Annotated in this window: 22 protein-coding genes; 17 read left to right on the forward strand and 5 right to left on the reverse strand. The window is 53.3% G+C overall.

The features are described from left to right. Positions 1-68 precede the first annotated feature (68 nt). From L1F29_RS07340 to L1F29_RS07390, 11 genes are all read left to right on the forward strand, one after another. Positions 69-2,027, forward strand: a complete 1,959-nt coding sequence (locus L1F29_RS07340) for an asparagine synthase-related protein (RefSeq protein ID WP_258387684.1) — start codon at positions 69-71, stop codon at positions 2,025-2,027. Positions 2,028-2,041: 14 nt separating this feature from the next. Next, positions 2,042-2,179 (forward strand): paeninodin family lasso peptide, encoded by a 138-nt coding sequence (locus tag L1F29_RS07345; protein ID WP_258387685.1) that lies wholly within the window; start codon positions 2,042-2,044, stop codon positions 2,177-2,179. A 224-nt stretch (positions 2,180-2,403) separates the two neighbouring features. Further along, a complete protein-coding gene (gene rfbC, locus L1F29_RS07350) occupies positions 2,404-2,958 on the forward strand; it encodes a dTDP-4-dehydrorhamnose 3,5-epimerase (protein WP_258387686.1) in 555 nt (184 codons plus the stop codon). Positions 2,959-3,100: 142 nt separating this feature from the next. Beyond that, positions 3,101-3,952: a dTDP-4-dehydrorhamnose reductase gene (rfbD, locus tag L1F29_RS07355; RefSeq protein WP_258387687.1), complete on the forward strand. Its 852-nt coding sequence runs from the start codon at positions 3,101-3,103 to the stop codon at positions 3,950-3,952. Positions 3,953-4,172: 220 nt separating this feature from the next. Next, complete coding sequence (locus L1F29_RS07360; protein ID WP_258387688.1) at positions 4,173-5,141, forward strand: LCP family glycopolymer transferase; 969 nt, start codon at positions 4,173-4,175, stop codon at positions 5,139-5,141. Between the two features lie 54 nt (positions 5,142-5,195). Then, entirely contained in the window at positions 5,196-5,714 is a 519-nt protein-coding gene (locus L1F29_RS07365; RefSeq protein WP_258387689.1) for a hypothetical protein, read from the forward strand. Between the two features lie 238 nt (positions 5,715-5,952). Next, on the forward strand, positions 5,953-6,408 hold the full coding sequence (locus L1F29_RS07370) for a PilZ domain-containing protein (RefSeq protein WP_258387690.1): 456 nt from the start codon (positions 5,953-5,955) through the stop codon (positions 6,406-6,408). A gap of 131 nt (positions 6,409-6,539) precedes the next feature. Further along, positions 6,540-7,568: a dTDP-glucose 4,6-dehydratase gene (gene rfbB, locus L1F29_RS07375; RefSeq protein WP_258387691.1), complete on the forward strand. Its 1,029-nt coding sequence runs from the start codon at positions 6,540-6,542 to the stop codon at positions 7,566-7,568. Positions 7,569-7,899: 331 nt separating this feature from the next. Then, complete coding sequence (locus L1F29_RS07380) at positions 7,900-8,199, forward strand: hypothetical protein (protein WP_258387692.1); 300 nt, start codon at positions 7,900-7,902, stop codon at positions 8,197-8,199. Between the two features lie 176 nt (positions 8,200-8,375). Continuing rightward, positions 8,376-9,311 carry an ABC transporter ATP-binding protein gene (locus L1F29_RS07385; protein WP_258387693.1) on the forward strand — a complete coding sequence of 312 codons (936 nt, stop codon included), beginning with the start codon at positions 8,376-8,378 and terminating at the stop codon, positions 9,309-9,311. Next, positions 9,304-10,089, forward strand: coding sequence for an ABC transporter permease (locus L1F29_RS07390; RefSeq protein ID WP_258387694.1), 786 nt, complete (start codon positions 9,304-9,306; stop codon positions 10,087-10,089). Before L1F29_RS07385 ends, L1F29_RS07390 begins: the two co-directional genes overlap by 8 nt. Before the next feature lie 110 nt (positions 10,090-10,199). On the opposite strand, the gene L1F29_RS07395 is transcribed toward L1F29_RS07390, so the two are convergent. Further along, positions 10,200-10,667, reverse strand: coding sequence for a bactofilin family protein (locus L1F29_RS07395; RefSeq protein WP_258387695.1), 468 nt, complete (start codon positions 10,665-10,667; stop codon positions 10,200-10,202). Positions 10,668-11,001: 334 nt separating this feature from the next. Here L1F29_RS07395 and cls point away from each other — a divergent pair, with 334 nt between their 5' ends. Beyond that, a complete protein-coding gene (cls, locus tag L1F29_RS07400) occupies positions 11,002-12,429 on the forward strand; it encodes a cardiolipin synthase (RefSeq protein ID WP_258387696.1) in 1,428 nt (475 codons plus the stop codon). A 271-nt stretch (positions 12,430-12,700) separates the two neighbouring features. Here the strand turns inward: cls and L1F29_RS07405 are convergent, their stop codons facing one another. From L1F29_RS07405 to L1F29_RS07415, 3 genes are all read right to left on the reverse strand, one after another. Further along, on the reverse strand, positions 12,701-13,930 hold the full coding sequence (locus L1F29_RS07405; protein ID WP_258387697.1) for an NAD(P)/FAD-dependent oxidoreductase: 1,230 nt from the start codon (positions 13,928-13,930) through the stop codon (positions 12,701-12,703). 167 nt (positions 13,931-14,097) lie between these two features. Continuing rightward, on the reverse strand, positions 14,098-14,328 hold the full coding sequence (locus L1F29_RS07410; protein ID WP_258387698.1) for a hypothetical protein: 231 nt from the start codon (positions 14,326-14,328) through the stop codon (positions 14,098-14,100). After that, positions 14,276-14,659, reverse strand: a complete 384-nt coding sequence (locus L1F29_RS07415) for a YtxH domain-containing protein (protein WP_258387699.1) — start codon at positions 14,657-14,659, stop codon at positions 14,276-14,278. Before L1F29_RS07415 ends, L1F29_RS07410 begins: the two co-directional genes overlap by 53 nt. Before the next feature lie 407 nt (positions 14,660-15,066). Between L1F29_RS07415 and L1F29_RS07420 the strand changes: the two genes are divergently transcribed. The 3 genes from L1F29_RS07420 to L1F29_RS07430 all read left to right on the forward strand — a co-directional run bounded on the left by L1F29_RS07420 (position 15,067) and on the right by L1F29_RS07430 (position 16,286). Beyond that, entirely contained in the window at positions 15,067-15,228 is a 162-nt protein-coding gene (locus tag L1F29_RS07420) for a DUF1328 domain-containing protein (protein WP_258387700.1), read from the forward strand. 94 nt (positions 15,229-15,322) lie between these two features. Then, on the forward strand, positions 15,323-15,730 hold the full coding sequence (locus L1F29_RS07425; RefSeq protein ID WP_258387701.1) for a YflT domain-containing protein: 408 nt from the start codon (positions 15,323-15,325) through the stop codon (positions 15,728-15,730). Between the two features lie 112 nt (positions 15,731-15,842). Then, a complete protein-coding gene (locus L1F29_RS07430) occupies positions 15,843-16,286 on the forward strand; it encodes an AI-2E family transporter (protein WP_258387702.1) in 444 nt (147 codons plus the stop codon). 31 nt (positions 16,287-16,317) lie between these two features. Here L1F29_RS07430 and L1F29_RS07435 read toward each other — a convergent pair whose 3' ends face one another. Next, positions 16,318-17,169, reverse strand: coding sequence for an AraC family transcriptional regulator (locus L1F29_RS07435; protein WP_258387703.1), 852 nt, complete (start codon positions 17,167-17,169; stop codon positions 16,318-16,320). 191 nt (positions 17,170-17,360) lie between these two features. On the opposite strand from L1F29_RS07435, the gene L1F29_RS07440 reads away from it, so the two are divergent. Together L1F29_RS07440 and galE are read left to right on the forward strand one after the other, a co-directional pair. Then, entirely contained in the window at positions 17,361-18,533 is a 1,173-nt protein-coding gene (locus tag L1F29_RS07440; RefSeq protein ID WP_258387704.1) for a galactokinase, read from the forward strand. 106 nt (positions 18,534-18,639) lie between these two features. Further along, complete coding sequence (gene galE / locus L1F29_RS07445; RefSeq protein WP_258387705.1) at positions 18,640-19,632, forward strand: UDP-glucose 4-epimerase GalE; 993 nt, start codon at positions 18,640-18,642, stop codon at positions 19,630-19,632. The last annotated feature ends 63 nt before the right edge of the window (positions 19,633-19,695 follow it).

A 19,695-nucleotide genomic window follows, 5' to 3' on the forward strand; every position in this document is an offset into this window, starting at 1 on the left:
AATCCGGGAACAACAACGATCGTAAGAACATTCTGCCTGCCCAGCGGGTATCTATTCAGGAGGATAACATGAGCGCGATTACTGGCATCGTCAATTTTGATCAAGCCCCCATATCATTTGAGCTTAGGGATCAAGTGATGCATGCCCTGCACAAATATCCTGCCGATGATATACAAACATGGAACAGCGGCTCGGTGTTCATGGGCTGCTGCGCCCAGTGGATTACGCCCGAATCGGTTCATGAGCAGCTGCCTTATTATAACTGCGATCTTAAGCTGGCTATTACGGCCGATGCCATTATCGATAATCGCAGCGAGCTGTTCGACCGGCTGCAGGTGCCGTATTACGACAGAAAGCGTATGCCGGACAGCGAGCTCATTCTGCTGGCCTATCGGAATTGGGGCGAGTCGTCTCCTCAATATTTGATCGGCGATTATGCATTCGTCATCTGGGACGAGGATAAGCATCAATTGTTCGGTGCGCGGGACTTATACGGGAACCGAACGCTCTATTATCATTACAACCGGCGGCAATTCGCCTTCTGTACCGCGATACAACCGTTATTTGTCCTGGATGATGTAAAGAAAGAGCTTAACGAGTTATGGCTCGCGGAGTTTATGACCATACCCGTCATGGTCGAATCCGGCGATACGAACTCCACGGTGTATCGGAATATTCATCTGGTCCCTCCCGCTCATAGCTTCACGATCAGAGACGGGCAAATGTCGCTCGCTCAGTATGGTTCCTTGGCTCCCCGCGAGTACTTGAGAATGAAGACTCGCGGGGAGTATGCGGAGGCCTTCCGGGATGTGATGCAGCAAGCGGTGGATGCCAGACTTCGAACGCATGGGCAAGTAGGGGCTGCGCTCAGCGGGGGGCTTGATTCGGGGACCATCGCAAGCTTCGCAGCGAGCCGGTTGCGGGACTTCGATAAGCCGCTGCATGCCTACAGCTATGTGCCGGCCCGCGATTTCAAGGATTGGATGGCACACGGAAGAGTGGCGGATGAAACGCCTTATATCGAAGAAACCATCCGGTATGTCGGGAATATACGCGGCAACCTGTTGGATTTTCCCGGAGCAAGCCCTTTATCCGAAGTGGACGACTGGCTGGAGCTGCTGGAGATGCCGTACAAATATTTTGAGAATACGTTCTGGATCAAAGGCATATTCGAGAAGGCACGGCAAGAGGATGTTAAGATTCTATTGCTTGGCGCCAGAGGCAACCAGACCATCTCATGGGGGCCGGCCTCTTATTACTACGGGCTGCTCTTAAAGAAGCTGAAGTGGGTGGAATTGTACCGCGAGCTCAAGCTCTACAGCAGTCGGCAGGGCATAAATCAATCCCGCCTGCTGAAGGCCATAGGGAGACAAGCGTTCTCGACGGCGCCGGAACGGTCCTTGATTAACGATCAGGCGGATATACCGCGCATGATCCATCCGGAATTTATCCGGAGGACGGATGTGTTCAGCAAGCTTCAGGAGCGGGACGGCCAAATTAGCGGTTTTCTGCGAAAGGATGCTATGGAGGCCCGAAGCAATCACCTGCAGAGCTTGATCATTGCCAATATGAGAGGAACGAAGAGCACGAAGCTTTCGTTGAAATATTCGGTATGGGAGCGGGATCCGACCTGCGATCCGAGAGTCGTGCGGTTCTGCCTGTCCGTGCCGATTGAGCAGTACGTCGGACAAGGAATGGACCGTGCGCTCATCAGGCACGCGACGAAGGGCTACCTGCCGGATCAGGTCCGGTTGAACCAACGGGTGCGCGGCACCCAGGGGGCGGACTGGATCCATCGGATTCTTCCGGCGTGGCCTGCTTTTAAGCAGGAGCTCGAGCAGCTGTGCAAGGATCCGGACGTAAGCGGCGTGTTGAATGCTGGCAGCATACAAGCGACCTTGAACCAACTAGGCGGTATGCCCCGCCCGAAGGATGCATTTCAGCCGGAAACGAGATTCTTGATGCGCTGCGTGATTGTCTACCGATTTATGAAATCCATGACGAGAAGTCTCGTTGAAACGTATTGAAAGGAGGTGATAGTATGGCAAAGCAAGAGTGGAAACAGCCTGAGCTGCAAACCCTGGAAGTAAGCATGACGATGGAAGGTAAAGGAACGAAGTACGTTGACGTGATTACTGTGAGTGATCATGACGTTACAGACACGCCGCCAATTTCTTAATCATCCATACGTCATGTGCATGGACCCATGTACAGGTTCGCTTGTATGTGGGTCCTTCCCCATTGAATGTCTCCTCAATGTTAACGAAGTCATTTCACCCTCCTCATTCACCCATTCGCGATTCATTCCATTTTCGATTAGGCTGTAACCGTTCTTCAACAATCAGGGACAGGATGCATATACTTATGAAGATCCGAAACTGACTGATTGCGAGGGATCCCTCTATGAAAATCATTAAGACCGGACTGGAAGGCGCCATCATGCTGGAGACAGACGTCTTCGGGGACAATCGGGGTTATTTTACCGAGAGCTACAATAAATTACGGTTTGAGGAAGCGGGAATCGACTGCGCCTTCATACAAGAGAATCATTCCTTCTCCCAAGCGGCGGGCACGCTTCGCGGCCTCCATTATCAGCTGGCACCCATGGCGCAGACGAAGCTCGTACAGGTTGTAACAGGCGCCATATATGACGTGGTCGTCGATATTCGCCAAGGCTCGCCTTCTTATGGCCAGTGGACCGGTGTGATCCTCAGCGAATCCAACAACCGCCTGCTGCTCGTGCCCAGAGGGTTCGCGCACGGCTTCTGCACCTTAACGGCTAACACGCATGTGTTCTACAAAGTGGACCAGTATTATTCGAAGACGCATGACCGGGGCATCCTGTGGTCGGACCCGGAGCTTGGAATCGTATGGCCGTCCTCCGATCTTGTCTTATCGGATAAGGATAAGCTGCACCCTTGTCTTCAGGACGCCGATAATAACTTCCATATCGAGTGAACGAATGCAAGCAGCATCGTGCGAGTGCGGCATCAATGATTCCGAAGAGATTCGGAATAAATGCGATTGGAAGTATACTACGCCTGCAGCGGTTTTGCTCCATGTATAAATTCGTTTCTATAACAGCCGGGAGGGGATCAGTATGAAGGTTGCCGTTACGGGCGCAGGCGGTCAGTTGGGCACGGATATAACCGAATGTCTACGGAATAGAGGCTGCGAAGTGACGCCCTTCAGGCGCGAACAGCTGGATGTCTCCAGCTTCGATCTCGTGGAGCGGCAGCTGGGTTCATCGAAGTTTGATGCGATCATCCATACGGCTGCCTATACGAAAGTAGATTTGGCGGAGACCGAGGCGGACGAAGCCTATCGAGTCAATGCGTACGGGACGAGGAATGTCGCCGTTATCGCCGAGAAGCTTGGCGCCAAGCTGGTCTATGTCAGTACCGATTATGTATTCGACGGGGCTGGTCTTCAGCCATACGATGAGTTTATGCCGGCCTTGCCTAAGAATGTATATGGAAAGACGAAGCTTGCGGGCGAGCAATTCGTACAGCAGCTGCATTCGCGGTTTTTTATTGTTCGAACATCATGGGCTTACGGGAAGCATGGCCATAATTTCGTTCGGACGATGCTGAAGCTGGCAGAGGAACATGATTCTGTCTCCGTCGTGGATGACCAGGTGGGGTGCCCGACGTATACGGTTGATTTGGCAGCATGCATCGCCGCTCTGATCCATACGGAATGCTATGGAACCTACCATGTATCCAATACCGGAAGCTGTTCCTGGTATGATTTTGCCCGTTCGATCTTTGAGCTTGGAGGATGGAATACATTCGTCCAACCCATACCGACAGAACTATTTCCGCGTCCCGCCAAGCGTCCGGCGTATTCCGTAATGGCGCACAAGGCGCTGGAACGCAACGGCTTCCCGCCCATGCGTCATTGGAAAGAAGCGCTGGCGGAATTTCTTAACGAATATAATAATGAAGCGTGAATACCTTCTTATAGCGCTTTTTTTTATCACTATAACAGCGGGTGAAAAATTCCCGAGCTTTATGTACGTATCCCGGCTGCTGACCGTGCGCTGTTATCGTGAAGCAGCGCTTTTTTACTCATAAAGATACAAATTGTATCAAAAATAACTTATAATAGAGACGAATCGTATCGATAAAAACAAGGAAAAGAAATTCCAGAACGAAATGAGGCCGTGAACGATGAAGCGTCCAATGAAGAAAATCCTCATCTGGTCCAGCGCCGCGCTTGCATTGATCGTTGTCTTATCGGGATCGTACGTCTGGTATATGTACCATTCCGTGGAGAAAACGGTCGCCCAGATGTACGAACCTCCGGTTAAGCCCGTGTATGTCAGCCGCGATCCCGAAGTGAAATCGAAGGTTAAGACAAAGGTGGAAGAGGCGGCCGTGCAAAAGCTTGATAACCGCGAGCCCTTCAACGTCCTCGTATTGGGCGTGGACCAGCGTCCGAACGACCGCGGTCGCTCGGATACGATGATCGTGCTGACCGTCAATCCGGCTAAGCAATCGATACTGATGTTTAATATCCCCCGCGATTCGCGGACGGAAATTATCGGACGCGGGTCGGTGGACAAAATTAACCATGCGTATGCCTTCGGCGGCGTGGAGATGTCCCTGCAAACCGTGGAGAACTTTCTGGATTACCCGATCGATTATTACATCAAGGTGAATATGGAAGGCTTTGCGCGGCTGATCGATTTGATCGGCGGGGTGAAGGTCGACAATCCCTTTGCCTTCAATTATGGAGGCCATGAGTTCAAGCAAGGCAAGCTGTCCTTGAACGGCTCTGAGGCGCTGCTGTACTCTCGCATGCGCTTCGACGATCCGAAAGGCGACCTCGGACGCAATGCCAGACAGCGCGCCATTCTGCAAGAAGTGATGAAGAGCGCGATGAACGTCTCGAACGTGACCCGCATACAGGATTTGCTGAATGAAGTTGGGGACAGCGTGAAGACGGACATCACATTCGAGCATATGAAGAAGTTCGTGATGGAGTATCGTCCGGCCATAAACAGGATCGATACGGTGGAGATTGAAGGAAGCGGGAAGAAGATCGGCGGCATCTGGTATTACATCGTCACGGATGCCGAGCGTACCCGGATCCACAATATGATTAAAGATCACATGACGACGGCCATACGTACATAAAACAAGCCCCCGGCTCATAAAGTGAAATAGCTTTATGGACAGGGGGCTTTCGCATTGATAAGAAGAAAACGGATGAGACGCTTGCCGGTCGGCTGGCTGGTCATTGGCGTCATTATAATCGGGGCGCTTTGGGTAACATGGCATAACGGCACGCGCGTGTTCAAGCCGGAAACCGGCGGCGGGGCTGCAGAAATTGTGGAGCGGTTCTACAAGGCGGAGCAGGCGGGCGACTTCGGCAGCGCTTGGGAATTGTTCCACCCGCTCATGCAGAAGCGCTTCGACAAGGCCGGATACATACAGAAGCGCGCCCATATTGTCCTGCAGGACTTCGAGGTGAAGACGTTCGAGTATGAAGTCGGGGAGCCGGAGCTCGTCGCAGGCTGGAGGATGGATCACGAGACGCCCGAATTCGCGGAAGCATACCGCGTTGTCGTCAAGCAGCTCTTTCGCAGTCCTTACGGCAACTTCGAAATCGTCCAGCCTTGTTACGCCGTAGAAGAGTCCGGCAAATGGAGCATGCTGTGGTCTTATGAAAACGCCTCTGCGGTTGAAGAGTCCGTAAGTAAGGATTGACTTGTTACGATTTGTATCATAAATTTAAATCATGGCCTTACGATTTGAAGGAACTGTCATTCAACAAGCATCGGCTATTTATATAAGCTGAATCAAAGATAGGACATATACTCCTGCGCCGACGATATGTTCTCTTGGATCGATCTTTGGTTCCGCTTATTTAGCTGCAGCTCTATGGTTACAAATTGTATCTATTACTCCAATGTGCTTTTTTATTTAAGAAAGGAGCGGACTAGCCTTGAACGACAAGCTGAAGCGGGTCTCCCGCAAAGATGTGCGTATTCGATTGCGTGGAGGCATTCAAGCGAAGGTCTCCATCGTTCATGTATTCGACAGCAGCGTAGAAACCGGACATACTTCCGTCCTATTGAATGATATGAGTCCGTCCGGCCTGCAGTTTGCTGCGCATCTGCGGTTTCCCGTCAGTAGAGACTATACGATCCGTGTGCTCATTACGTTCGGCGAATGGCAGTTCAGTCTGATCGGTCATGTGGTATGGAGACGCCGGGAAGAGAATTTATATGTCTACGGATGTGAGCTTCTTTCTGACCGGAGTCTCCAGGCGGCCATCGTTCAAGCGCTTCATCAGAAGCTGCAGAGGATGAGTCCGAATCGCGACCGGATTCATCGGATTTACCGCGAGCTGACGGATGTGCATGCGTCCCTGGGATTGAGGGTGGATGCGAAGAGCTAAGCAGGATAACGAACGAGGCCCCTGCTTGCGCCTTATCGTTGCCAGATCATCCATACCTCCTTATCGCATACCGCATAGAATAGTGGTTAAGAAGCGGAAGCTTCACTGACAGGGCTGGGGGAATGGAATGTATGCAGGTACTCGTCACGGGCGGAGCGGGGTTCATCGGGAGCAACTTCATCCGCTTTATGCTGGGCAAACATCCGAACTATACGATTGTGAATATGGATGCATTGACATACGCCGGAAACTTGGAAAATTTGAAGGAGGTCCAGCACTCGCCTCAATATCATTTTGTAAAGGGGGACATTGGCGACCGGGAGCTCGTGGAGCGCACCATTCGCACGCATCGGATCGATGCGATCGTTAATTTCGCAGCGGAGTCTCATGTTGACCGCAGCATTGCCGATCCGGGCGTGTTCGTCCGTACCAATGTGTTAGGGACGCAGGTGCTGCTCGAAGCGGCCAGAACGCTGCAGATCCGCAAGTATGTTCAAATCTCTACCGATGAAGTGTACGGCACGCTCGGGGACACGGGCTGCTTCACGGAGGCGACGCCGCTGGCGCCGAACAGTCCGTATTCGGCCAGCAAAGCCTCTGCCGATATGATGGTCAGAGCCTATTTCGAGACGTACGGAATGAATGTGAACATCACGCGCTGCTCGAATAATTACGGCCCTTATCATTTTCCGGAGAAGCTGATTCCCCTCATGATTACGAATGCGCTTGAGGATCGGGCGCTTCCGGTATACGGAGACGGCTTGCATGTAAGAGACTGGCTGCATGTTCAGGATCATGCGGCTGCCGTGGATCTGGTTCTGCATAACGGCAAGGCCGGGGCGGTGTACAACATCGGCGGGCATAACGAGCGGCGCAATATCGATATCGTGAAGCTGATCCTGAAGCTGTTAATGAAGCCGGATACGCTTATTCAGTTTGTTCCGGACCGGCTTGGCCATGACCGGCGGTATGCGATCGATGCCTCGACGATCGAGGCGGAGCTGGGCTGGAAGCCGGTTTATACGTTCGAGCAGGGTATTCAGGAGACGGTTCGCTGGTATGTGGACCATGAAAGCTGGTGGCGGAGGGTCAAATCCGGAGCGTACCAAACCTATTACCGGCGTCAGTATGGGCATACGCTGTCGAGCGGACAAGAATGACGCTATTTTGCACATGAATATGAGCCTTCCCGGGTGTATAATAAATACACATTTTCCGCCCGGAAAGGTTATTTGTGCGAACGGGCCTTTTGTCAAGGGGCGGGCAGATCCTGGAGAGGAAGTGGATGATGCACAGGCGTTTCGACGAAAGCCCTGTTCGGCGGGTCTTCTAATCAGACTGTACACGACAAAATCAGCACTATTTTTGCCTGAATATATTGACAATACGCGATATTTGTCATAATCTTAAAGAAAATAGATACGTTATGTAACATATTTAATATTTTTGATACATATAGTAGAAAAAAAGGATTTAAAGGAGAGGTCGATCATGCAGAAGGAACAGATTTGTTGTGTAGGCTGTGGGAAATTAATCGATCATCAGCATGCACATGTTGTTTTTCGGACCGGTTTTTATCGGATGGTTTATCCGCTCGGCTGCTGCCATACTTGCAACGATATCGTTACGGCTGACTCAGCGCTCGACCGACCGGATGAGATGAGCGGGCTGGAGCAGAGCTCCGTCGTTCATCTGTCGAGGCTGAAGCAGTCCGACAACTGCTGCAGCGAGCCTGCTCCTTCTCCGGCTGCTTCGTTCGTATCGGCAGCACGGATGGTCGTTTCCTTATAACCTTGCGCGAAAGATTGGATAATACCTGTCTCTAACGGCGGCATGCCGTTTAGGGGCAGGTATTAATTTTTCCTAAAGGAACTATCAATCCGATCTTAGGTTCAGCTATAATGAATTAGGCGGTACGCTCCATAGGAAAAAAGGAGCAGTTACCAGTAGTGGACAGGAGGTTTACGATGGAATTTCAAACGAATAGCGGTCCGGTCGTTCAGTTGAAGAACGTCACGAAAGTGATCGGGAAACGCACGATTATCGACCAGCTGACACTTGATCTTCCCCAAGCGGAAGTATTCGGCTTCCTTGGGCCTAACGGCTCGGGTAAGACGACGACAATACGCATGATGGTCGGACTGATGGGTTTGACAAAGGGAGACGTGATCATCCGGGGGCACAGCATCCGGACGGATTACGAGAAGGCGATTCGGCATGTCGGCGCCATTGTCGAGAATCCGGAGATGTACAAATACTTGACCGGTTATCAGAATTTGCTCCATTACTCCCGCATGGTTCCGGGGATAACAACGCAGCGGATCGATGAGGTCGTAGAGCTCGTAGGGCTTACGAACCGCATTAACGATAAGGTGAAGACCTACTCGCTCGGGATGCGTCAAAGACTTGGCGTCGCTCAGGCGATTATGCATAAGCCGTCGCTGCTCATACTGGATGAGCCGACCAACGGTCTTGATCCGGCCGGTATACGCGAGCTGAGGGATTATCTACGCAAGCTGGCTAAGGAAGACGGCATTACGGTCTTCGTATCGAGCCACCTGTTATCCGAGATGGAGCTCATGTGCGACCGTGTTGCGATCATTCAAAGCGGCAAGCTCATTGACGTACGGAGCGTCCGGCGCGAGGATGACGATGTGGCGGCGGCGGTCTCGAACGTCATATTCGATGTGGACAATCCCGAGGAGGCGCTGCGTCTTCTATCCGGCTCCTATTCCGGGGTTCGGGACAAGAATGGCGTAACCTTCCAGGTGGATCGCGAGACGATCGCGGCCATTAATACCGCGCTTGTGAATGCAGGACTGAAAGTATACGGAATTCGCGTTCTGAACAAATCGCTGGAAGATCAGTTCCTCGAAATGACGGGAGGCGAGTTGAATGTTTGATTTCTTGCAACTGGTCCGCAATGAAAATATGAAGATCTACCGCCGTGTGCGGACATGGATCATGTTCGGCATTCTAATCATGCTTGTATTGGCTATATCGATCGTCGCCAAGCTGGTTGGTGACGGCGATGTGGACAACTGGTTTATGATGAGCATGGAAACCATGGTGCTGTTTCAATTGGTTACGATTTTTACCGTCGTCGTCTCGGCCGACAGCGTAGCGGGCGAATTCTCGACCGGTACGATCAAGCTGCTCCTGATCCGGCCGTGGAGCCGCTCCAAGATTCTGCTCTCCAAGTACATCTCGCTGCTGATGTTTGCCCTTGTTCAGGCGGTTCTTCTATACGCGCTGACCTTTCTTGCGAACATGCTGCTCTTCGGCTACAGCGGAAGTGGAGAAGCCCAGAAGGTATTCGAATCCGATCTGCATCCGTTTGCCTATATGCTGTTGTATTACTTCTACCAGTTCCTCGGCTTGATTATCATCGTGACGATGGCTTTCATGCTGTCCACGGTGTTCCGCAGCGGCGGCCTGGCGATCGGCCTTTCGTTGTTCCTGCTTCTTGGGGGCAGCACGATCGCGGGACTGTTATCCATGCTCGATTACGCATGGGTGGACTATATTCTGTTCCTGCACTTGAATCTGACGCAGTACATGGGCGGCAGCGAAGCGGGCGGAATGACGCTTGGATTCTCGCTCGGCGTGCTCGCGGCCTACTATGTTGTGTTTATCGCATTGACATGGCTGATCTTTAACAAGCGCGACGTAGCGGCATAATGTCAAAGAAGAAGGTTCTTGCCCGGTAGGGGCTAGAACCTTCTTTTTATATGACCTATTCGCCAGACAAAGCCGGCATCGGTTGTTGATGCTTATGTATCCGCTCGATGTTACCCGGCTTGCCGCGCTTTCTCTTTCTCCTTTTCTTTCTCCTTCGGATGCGTTTCTTTATTCGCGGCCTCCTTGACCGGTTGATGCGAATCGGCTTCCGCCGCTTGCCGCGACCGGTATTCCGCTGTTTTCTCCATCGTGCATGTACCGTTAAGCAGACCGCCATCCTGGATCAGCAGATTATGGGTTGTAACGCTGCCGTGAAGCTGTCCGGATGCGGTGATGGTGAGCCGGCCGGAAGTGACGATATCTCCGATTACTTTGCCCGCGACCGTAACATCCTTGCTCGTTATGTTGGCTCGCGCAACTCCGCCTTCGCCGATAATGACGTCTCCTTGGCATGTAATTTCGCCCCGGTATTCGCCCTCGATGCGGATGTTGGCTTCACTCAGCAAATGACCTTCCACTGTCGTCCCCGGACCGATCAACGTATCGGTTGACGACTGCCGTTTGGTTTCTTTAAACATCGGTTCTCATTCCTCCTTGTCGAGTCGTGAATGACCGCTCCTTTCTTCATCGCAAGTAACCGCTGCGTTTAGCGCGGCTGTATTTGGCTTTTAATGAAGAGTAGGTCCGTAACCGGATTGTGCCTTTCGCTGCGATGAAGCGATAAGCGGGTCGACATGCGGCAAAGCCATTCGGACGTTCTATAGCTATTTATTCTACAAAGCTTTAAAACATGCCATTAAAAGACGTATAGGGCTGCGGGCCAGCGTCAAAACTATAGGGATTGAACGAAGGAACGGCCAACAATACTGCGATCATTTCAATCGATATCGTAATCAAGATGGGGGGGCGCGTATGATTTGGGTGGTGCTGGCACTCCTTATTTTCATCTTTCAAATTGCTACAATACTCATTCTCGAATTCCGCCAACCATCCAAAACCGTAGCATGGCTTCTCATTCTCTTCATTCTTCCGATCATCGGCTTCGTCATGTATTATTTTCTGGCCAAAGAATACCAGAATCGGAGGATTGTCCGCAAACGCAATGTGGTAGCCAAAGAGCAGCGCCTGCAGGCGCTGCTGCGCTGTAAGATGGTTCACCGTCCGGCGGATATTAAAGGCGGGGAATTCAGCCGCCAGGAACGGCTGTTCCGGCTGTTAACCGGCATGTCGACCTCCCCCATTACGAGCTGCAACGAGACGAGGGTGCTAACGAACGGACGCGTAACCTTCGACGCCATTCTTGATGCGATAGAAGGGGCGAACCATCATATCCATATGGAATATTACACGATCCGGAACGATGTGATCGGCAGGAGATTCAAGGATGCGCTTATCCGCAAGGCGAAGGAAGGGATTGAAGTTCGCATCGTCTACGACGGTGTCGGCAGTCTCGAGCTCGACGACGGCTATCTTCAGGAGCTGCACAAGGCGGGCATCATGACCCACTGCTTCTTGACGCCGCGGATGGCCTTCTTCGAGAAGCGGATGAATTATCGCGATCACCGCAAAATCGTTGTTGTAGACGGGCTGATCGGCTTCGTGGGCGGCATTAATATCGGAGATGAATACTTGGGCGGGAATCCGAAGCTTGGCTTCTGGCGGGATACCCATCTCCAAATAAGAGGGGATGCCGTCTATTTTCTCCAGGACGTGTTCTTAAGAAACTGGTGGTTCACCGCCAAGGAGCGGCTCTCGAATCCGGCTTATTTGCCGGAGCACAGCTGCGAGGGCACCGAGCAGGTGCAGATTATAGCCAGCGGGCCGGACAGCGTAGCCGATGCGATTCTGGAATGCGTATTTGCCGCCGTATCCGTGGCCAAGAACCGGATCTATATTACAACGCCGTATTTCATACCGGATCCGAGCGTGCTGATGGGTCTGAGAACCGCGGCATTGAGCGGCGTCGATGTACGGATCATTATTCCGTACGTGGCAGACTCGAAGCTGGTTCTCTATGCTTCGTTGTCTTACGTGGAGGATTTGCTTGGCGTAGGGGTTCGCATCTACCGGTACCACAAAGGCTTCGTTCATTCGAAGGTGCTGATCGTCGATAAATTGCTCGCTTCCGTCGGGACGGCGAATATGGATATGCGCAGCTTCTTCAGCAATTTCGAGCTTAATGCGCTGCTGTTCGACAAGACGGCGATCAGGCGGCTGGAAGAAGATTTCATGAGCGATTTGGAAGCATGCGAGGAATTGAATCTGTACACCTTCCGGCAGCGGCCGCGCTGGCAGAAGGCGAGCGAGGTCGTAGCCCGGATGCTGTCCCCGCTGCTGTAGAGGAAGCGCACTGCCTGCGAATGCCGGCAGTGCGCTTTCTTGGCTTACGGGGCCGTTGATCCTCTTCAGCATCATTCGACCTGCTTCGTATTGGCTTATTTCCCTCGTAATAAAAACAAAAGCTTCTCCTAGTCAGAATGGAAGTGTTACCAGCCATCAACGAAGGAGAAGCTTTAAGTACTTCGAATAGATCAGCAGACCCGGTGTATGTACTTCTTTGTTAGATCGCCTAAATTCATTGCAGCTTGCTGCGAAGCGGCTTGCATGTTAATCAGGCTTCCTGCAGCGTAGGGCGGTCCAGCCTTACAATATCCGCAATGGGATGGTCCATGCCGCGGATCAGATTCGCCAGCAGCTTGCTGGCAATTGTACTATACACGGTACCATTGCCCCCGTAACCGAGACAGTAATAAACGCCAGGCCATGCAGGGTCTTCGCCGATAAAAGGAAGATTGTCCTGCGACTGGCCTAACGTAGCGCTCCATTCATGGCTAACCGGTGCCGTGCATCCGGGAAATAGGTTCTTGATCTGATCTAGCAGCATGTTGGCCCGCTTACTCCGCAGCGTTTCCGATTCCAGCGGCTCCTGCGGATCCTCGTCAAGTCCGCCCGCCATAATTCTGCCATCCGGGCTCGTTCGCATATAGGTATAAGGTCTATCCGTCTCCCATATTAAATAGCGGCCGTACCATGATTCCAGATTGGGCTGCGGCTCGGTTACGATGGCGAAGGAACGGTTCAATTCGGCCTTATTCAGCTTGCCCTTCAGCTTCACGGGCTCATATCCGACCGCATAGACGACATGCTCCGCCTCAATCGTCACGCCTGTGCTTGTCCGCAGCCTGTGACGTCCGTCGGGCAGCGCGACATGAGCGGTAATTTCGGTTCCTTCATGGATGATGAGGCCTTGATCGGAAGCTGCCTCGGCCACTGCATGCACGAACCGCAGCGGATTGACCTCCGCATCGCCGTGCATCACGATGGCGCCGGGCTTGCGGAAGGGGAAGCGGGCATTAATGTCGCCGGGTTCCCAATATTCCACGTGGAAGCCATTCGATTGAAGCGCTTCGTACTCGCGCCTGAGCTTCGGCACGTCCTGCTTCCTGCTTGCGAAATACAGGCTGCTCCGGATGGCGAATTCAACATTCTTATCCAGCTCGGCGGCAATGCCCTCCAGATCGCGGACCGCCTGCCCGCAAGCATGGTAGAACCGGACGGCGGCGGGCTTGCCGATTTGACCGATTAGATCGCAAAGCATGATATCATTGGCAAACTGCACTAATCCGATATTTGCGGAGGTGCTTCCCCCCGCAATGTCGCCCCGTTCCAGGATAACGGCTCGGATGTCCAGCTTCGCTAGCTCATAGCCGCATAATAGTCCGGACATGCCTCCTCCGACGATCGCGACATGAACCGTTAGGTCGGATTCGAGAGGAGGGTAGGAACGGTATTGCGAAAGGGTTTCCGGCCAATAAAGCCGCCCGCTGTACAACTTTTTCATCGTATCCCTCCATGAATGAACAGCTCCCTATACGTTGCCCAATTTTCAATAATTTGTTCATGCTTAAGCTGTATACGCGAGGGCCTGCAGAAGAACAAAGCTGTAACGGCCTGAATGATAGCGGACGAAAAAAGAGGGGTTCCCCCCTCTTTACCTACATGCTTGCGCTATTCCTGAATGGGATCCGGCACCCAGCCGTCTTTTTGCAGCTCGCTGTTGGTTTTCATCCCTTTCATGTCATTGCCCAGCCGTTTGGCATCCTGCTCGTCCTGAACCATCGAACCGTTACGGGCTTTCTCGATCGGCTCGGATTTCCGGCCCGCTTGGCCGGATGAAAGCCGCTCATCAGCTGCGTTCGCTCGCCGTCGTTCCGCTGGCAGCTCCATTGGTAGCTCCATGGGGATCCGCTCCTTCTTCGCGCTTCATCGTCTGAAAGACATTCGCCGTCGTTTCGGCTGCAGTGGCCACTTTACTCGCCGCTGCGCGTCCCATTTCGTTCACGCGTTCGCTAACGTCGCTTGCTTTATCCTTGGCCTGAGCTGCCAATGTGCTCGCTTTTTCACGAGCCGTCGTCGACAGCTCCGAGGACTTGCGGAGAATCGTCTCGCGCATGTCCTTGCCCGACTTCGGGGTCATCAGCATGGCTGCCGTCGCGCCAACCGCACCGCCGATTAATAGCCCCTTCAACATTTTACTGCCGCCTGCTTGTTGATTATTCTGATTTCCCATTGTTGGTCAACTCCTTTTTTATTAATCGCGGATATCGTCCGTTATGAGAACCGGCCGGTCAGCTTTGCTGCTTGCTGCGCTGCCGCCTTCATGTCTTATCTATACCCCGCCCGTACGCTCTTTGAAACGACAAATGGATAAAAGATGGGAGGAACGCGCTTGGAGCGAGCGTTGTCCGGCGTTCAAAAATGTTCTTCATGACTTCACATAACCGGACGAACCCGGCGAGTCGAATATCGCTTCATTAATGGGGCATCCGAGTCTCCCGCCAGGCAATCGTAGCATGGCGTTATTTTGCATGAGAGGGGGATTGCTTCTTGGTTTCAGCCGGATGATCTTGCGTGTATATGAAGCATAGAGCGGCAACGAAACGCTGCATCGACTCCAAATCGAAAGGCGGAATTTCAATGCTAGGATGGGCAGTGTTGTTTTTCATCATCGCTATTGTTGCCGGGGTAACCGGATTCTTCTGGCTTGCTTCCGCGGCGGCCGCGGTCGCCAAAATATTGTTCTTCGTATTCCTGATTCTGTTTGTTGTCTCGCTGATCTTCGGCCGCAGGAGGGTTTAGCCGGACTGAAGGGGGCTATCGGCGGATTGGCAAGGTGTAAGAACGCCGAATTGAATGATTGATGGGAACAACATAATGAATGGAGGGCTTTCAAATGAAAACGAATATTGCGAACGAAACTCACGTGCATACGGTAAATACGGCAGCCGAAGCAAAGGAACAGGTTAAGCGGCATGCTGCCCAAGGGTATACGAGAGATCAGCTGTTTGTGCTGGCACATGACAAGGACAGAACGGACCGGCTTGCCGAGAAGACGGATACGGAGCAGATCGGGCTGGAGGAGGAAGGGCTCGGTACGGCGCTGGCGAATATTTTCCGCTCGCGCGGGGACGAGCTGCGGGCGAAGATGAAATCCGTTGGCGTAGGAGATGCCGAAGCGGAGCGGCTGGAGCGTTCAATGGATCAAGACAAGATCGTCGTGATCGCTTGGGGCGGCAAGACCTATGAGTCGGATAGAGACTGCGATTCTACCATCACTTATTATCCGCCGTTCATCATTTAATGGCATACGGCAGCAAGATTAGACGGTAGACCGTTCCTGAGCGAACGGTCTACTTTCCGTTCGAGACGGATGCTCTTACACTCAATCGCCAGAAGAAGGGGGGCGATCCGGCATGCTGCTGCAGAACCGGTTTTTCAGAATATGTCTGGGAATCATCGCACTGCTGTTAATCGTTTACTTGACCGCCAAGGTCAGCTTCTTGTTCAAGCCGCTCGGCATGATCTTCACGAATCTTATTCCTTATATCGGTCCGATTCTGGGCGCCATCCCTTGCGTCATCGTCGCCTTCACGGACTCGCCTTCCATGGTGGCGTGGGTGCTGATCGTGACGATCGTCGCCCAGCAGGTGGAGGGAAACCTGCTCTCCCCGCTTATCTATGGCAAGAGGCTCGAAATCCATCCGCTCACGACGATTATTCTGCTGCTCGTTGCAGGGAAAATAGCAGGCATTCTGGGGTTTATTCTGGCCCTGCCCTTCTATATGGTCGTCAAAATCATCGTCGTGCGCATCTATCGGCTCTTTCTGGCGGAGAAGGTGGAAGAGCTGGTCGAATGACGCGAAGACGCAAAGGTGCAAGTGGCGCGTGCTACACCAGCCGCATCGCTTCGCGGTAATCGCTCGGCGATTGGCCGTAGAAGCGCTTGAATTGCTTGGAGAAGTAGAGCGGATCCTGAAAGCCGGCGGAGGCGGCGATTTGCTCGATGGTCAGCTCCTGGCGCTCGCGCAGCAGCAGGCGGGCTTTGTCCACGCGCAGCTTAAGCAGGAAGGTGACCGGCGTCATGCCGGTACGGCGTTTGAACAACCGGGACAGGTAAGCCCGGTTATAGCCGAGCGTTTCGGCCATCCGTTCGATCGATACGGGCTCGGCGTACTGCGTCGACAAATATCGGATGACCTGCTGGAAGAGCTCCTCGTCGCCGCCGGGCCGTACCGCGCGGTCTGCAGGCTCTTGAAGAACGGAGCTGAATTCGGCGAACAAGAGATGCAGGTAACCGACCGAACGCAAATGCGCATCCGCCCCGCCAAGACGGAACGAGCGCTCGATGCTGCGGTACAGGACCCCGATGCGTCGATTGCCCCCTGTGTCCACCACCTGCTGTTCCCCTTGCAGGAACGGACTGGCCAGTCTGTCCGCCTGCCTGCCTTCGAAGGCGATCCACCGGTAGCGCCAGGGTTCGGTCTCATGTGCGGCATAGCTGATCAGCTGCTCGGGCCGAATGAGGAAGGTTTGGCCGGCGTGCAGCTCGTACGGCTTGCCGGCGGCCGTGAAGGTGCCGCGGCCGGACAGCACATGGTGCATGAGATAGAAGTCATAAATCTTAGGTCCGATGCGGTGCCCGGGCTTCGTCTGGCTTTCCCCTGAAAATAATACATATAAATCACCATCTGAATGGGATGTCGGATTCGAGACGACGGAATAGGTGAACGGTCGTTCCATCGGATAGCAGCTCCTTTATTCATGACGATCCATCGTATGGCCATTGTAACATAGGCAGAGGTTCAGCTTCGACATAAGGTCACATTTATCCATGCGATATGCATATCCCGCCATTTCGTCCACAGCAGTTATCCGTTATACTGAAGCTAGCAAGACCCCCAATTCGACCGAAAAAGGATAGGTGTATGACGATGGCTGATATCCATGAGCTTACGCAGCGATTTATAAACATTTACGGCGGATCATCGGAAGGCATTCGCGTTTTCCACGCGCCGGGCAGGGTCAATTTGATCGGAGAACATACGGATTATAACGGCGGCTACGTCTTCCCGGCGGCGCTTACCTTCGGAACGACATTGCTTGCCCGCGAGCGCGGCGACAATCAGCTCGGGCTGGCCTCGACCAACTTCGAGCTGCGCAGACATATACCGATCGCCCCGATCGTGTTCGACGAAGCGGATAACTGGATGAATTATCCCAAGGGCGTCGTGAACGAGCTGCAGCAGCGCGGAAACGCATTCGCGACCGGCTATGATCTGCTGTATCATGGCGAAATCCCGAACGGCGCGGGTCTGTCCTCCTCGGCATCCATTGAAGTCGTTACGGCATACGCGCTGCTGACGCTGGGCGGTTACCCAACCGATACCGTTGAAATCGCAAGACTGGCGCAAAAGTCGGAGAACGAATTCAACGGCGTTCAATGCGGCATTATGGATCAATTCGCCGTGGCTAACGGCCGCAAGGATCATGCGATCCTGCTTATGTGCGATACGCTGGAATACGAGCTGGTCCCGTTTCATTCGGGAAGCTATAAGCTCGTTATCGGAAATACGAACAAACGCCGCGGTCTGGTCGATTCGAAGTACAATGAGCGCCGCAGCCAATGCGAGAAGGCGGTGAAGGACCTGCAGGCGGCATTCCCTGCCGCGACGCTGCTTGGCCAAATTTCACTTTCGGATTTCAACGCGAATGCTCATTTGATCAAAGACGATATCGTTCGCAACCGCGCCCGTCACGTCGTCGAGGAGATCGACCGCGTGAGGCGTTCCATCGCCGTGCTGAAGGCGAATGATCTGGAATCATTCGGGCAGCTGATGAACGCTTCGCATGATTCGCTTCGCGATTTATACGAAGTAACGGGCGAGGAGCTCGATGCGATGGTCGATGCCGCGCGTTCGGTGCCCGGCGTGCTCGGATCCCGGATGACGGGAGCCGGCTTCGGCGGATGTACCGTTTCGCTCGTTCACGAGGACAGCATCGAGCGCTTCAAGGATGAAGTCGGCCGTCAATATACGGAAGCGACGGGGCTGCAGGCGGATTTCTATGTCTGCTCCATCGGCAATGGCGTCGAGCAGCTTGCTTAGCTCATACACGTACTGCTCGTTCATTACCGGCAGCTGCTATTTAGAATGCATTTAACGAATGATAATTATATAGGTGAAGTGTTATATCGAAGGGAGAGAATCAGAGATGGCGGTTCTAGTTACAGGGGGCGCAGGCTATATCGGTTCACATACGGTTGCCGCTTTGCTGGAGCGCGGCGAGCAAATTATCGTCGCCGATAATTTACAGCAGGGACACCGGGAAGCGGTTCTTGGCGGTAAGCTGTATGTAGGAGATCTGCGCGACGGCGAATTTCTCGATACCGTATTCCAGGAGAACAGCATCGATGCGGTCATTCATTTCGCGGCCAATTCGCTGGTCGGGGAGAGCATGAAGGACCCGGGGAAATATTATCATAATAATGTTTATGGCACGCTCAGTCTGCTTGAAGCCATGATTCGGCATCAAGTTGGCAAGATCGTCTTCTCCTCTACAGCCGCGACGTATGGCGAACCGGAGAACGTTCCGATCGATGAGCATGACCGGACGCTCCCGACGAACGCATATGGCGAGACGAAGCTGGCGATGGAAAAAATGATGAAATGGTTCGATGTCGCGCACGGCTTGAAGTATATCTCGCTTCGTTACTTTAATGCCGCCGGAGCGCATGCGAGCGGCCGAATCGGGGAGGATCACAGCCCGGAGACGCATCTGATTCCGCTTGTTCTGCAGGCGGCGCTCGGGCAGCGTCCGCATATTTCCGTCTTCGGCGACGATTATCCGACCGAGGATGGAACCTGCATCCGCGATTATATTCACGTCAGCGATCTGGCGGATGCCCATGTGCTGGCTGTCGACCGTCTGCGGGAGGGCGGGGATAGCGCCGTGTATAACTTGGGCAACGGAACGGGCTTCTCGGTGAAGCAGGTCATCGACATTGCGCGGTGGGTGACCGACCATGAGATTCCGGCCGTGATGGAAGCAAGACGCGCAGGCGACCCGGCAGTACTTGTCGCATCCTCGGAGCGCGCCCGTCAGGAGCTGGGGTGGAACCCTAGCCGCGCCAAGCTGGAGGACATCATCGGCAGCGCCTGGGCGTGGCATCGGAACAACCCGGGCGGCTATAACAAGAACGGATAGTATCGAACGATAGAAAGAATGGTTCCAATTCTTCATTCAACCGATATCACGCCAACAAAAGGA

The sequence above is a fragment of the Paenibacillus spongiae genome, assembly GCF_024734895.1.
Taxonomy (GTDB): Bacteria; Bacillota; Bacilli; order Paenibacillales; family Paenibacillaceae; genus Paenibacillus_Z; species Paenibacillus_Z spongiae.

Excerpts from the sequence above, each read along its gene's own strand:
- L1F29_RS07420 (WP_258387700.1), top strand. The coding sequence starts at position 15,067 with ATGCTAGGATGGGCAGTGTTGTTTTTCATCATCGCTATTGTTGCCGGG.
- L1F29_RS07435 (WP_258387703.1), bottom strand. The coding sequence starts at position 17,169 with ATGGAACGACCGTTCACCTATTCCGTCGTCTCGAATCCGACATCCCAT.
- L1F29_RS07340 (WP_258387684.1), top strand. The coding sequence starts at position 69 with ATGAGCGCGATTACTGGCATCGTCAATTTTGATCAAGCCCCCATATCA.
- rfbC (WP_258387686.1), top strand. The coding sequence starts at position 2,404 with ATGAAAATCATTAAGACCGGACTGGAAGGCGCCATCATGCTGGAGACA.
- L1F29_RS07390 (WP_258387694.1), top strand. The coding sequence starts at position 9,304 with ATGTTTGATTTCTTGCAACTGGTCCGCAATGAAAATATGAAGATCTAC.
- rfbD (WP_258387687.1), top strand. The coding sequence starts at position 3,101 with ATGAAGGTTGCCGTTACGGGCGCAGGCGGTCAGTTGGGCACGGATATA.
- L1F29_RS07415 (WP_258387699.1), bottom strand. The coding sequence starts at position 14,659 with ATGGGAAATCAGAATAATCAACAAGCAGGCGGCAGTAAAATGTTGAAG.
- L1F29_RS07395 (WP_258387695.1), bottom strand. The coding sequence starts at position 10,667 with ATGTTTAAAGAAACCAAACGGCAGTCGTCAACCGATACGTTGATCGGT.
- L1F29_RS07360 (WP_258387688.1), top strand. The coding sequence starts at position 4,173 with ATGAAGCGTCCAATGAAGAAAATCCTCATCTGGTCCAGCGCCGCGCTT.
- L1F29_RS07425 (WP_258387701.1), top strand. The coding sequence starts at position 15,323 with ATGAAAACGAATATTGCGAACGAAACTCACGTGCATACGGTAAATACG.
- L1F29_RS07385 (WP_258387693.1), top strand. The coding sequence starts at position 8,376 with ATGGAATTTCAAACGAATAGCGGTCCGGTCGTTCAGTTGAAGAACGTC.
- L1F29_RS07440 (WP_258387704.1), top strand. The coding sequence starts at position 17,361 with ATGGCTGATATCCATGAGCTTACGCAGCGATTTATAAACATTTACGGC.
- L1F29_RS07410 (WP_258387698.1), bottom strand. The coding sequence starts at position 14,328 with ATGGAGCTACCAATGGAGCTGCCAGCGGAACGACGGCGAGCGAACGCA.
- rfbB (WP_258387691.1), top strand. The coding sequence starts at position 6,540 with ATGCAGGTACTCGTCACGGGCGGAGCGGGGTTCATCGGGAGCAACTTC.
- L1F29_RS07380 (WP_258387692.1), top strand. The coding sequence starts at position 7,900 with ATGCAGAAGGAACAGATTTGTTGTGTAGGCTGTGGGAAATTAATCGAT.
- L1F29_RS07430 (WP_258387702.1), top strand. The coding sequence starts at position 15,843 with ATGCTGCTGCAGAACCGGTTTTTCAGAATATGTCTGGGAATCATCGCA.
- cls (WP_258387696.1), top strand. The coding sequence starts at position 11,002 with ATGATTTGGGTGGTGCTGGCACTCCTTATTTTCATCTTTCAAATTGCT.
- galE (WP_258387705.1), top strand. The coding sequence starts at position 18,640 with ATGGCGGTTCTAGTTACAGGGGGCGCAGGCTATATCGGTTCACATACG.
- L1F29_RS07405 (WP_258387697.1), bottom strand. The coding sequence starts at position 13,930 with ATGAAAAAGTTGTACAGCGGGCGGCTTTATTGGCCGGAAACCCTTTCG.
- L1F29_RS07345 (WP_258387685.1), top strand. The coding sequence starts at position 2,042 with ATGGCAAAGCAAGAGTGGAAACAGCCTGAGCTGCAAACCCTGGAAGTA.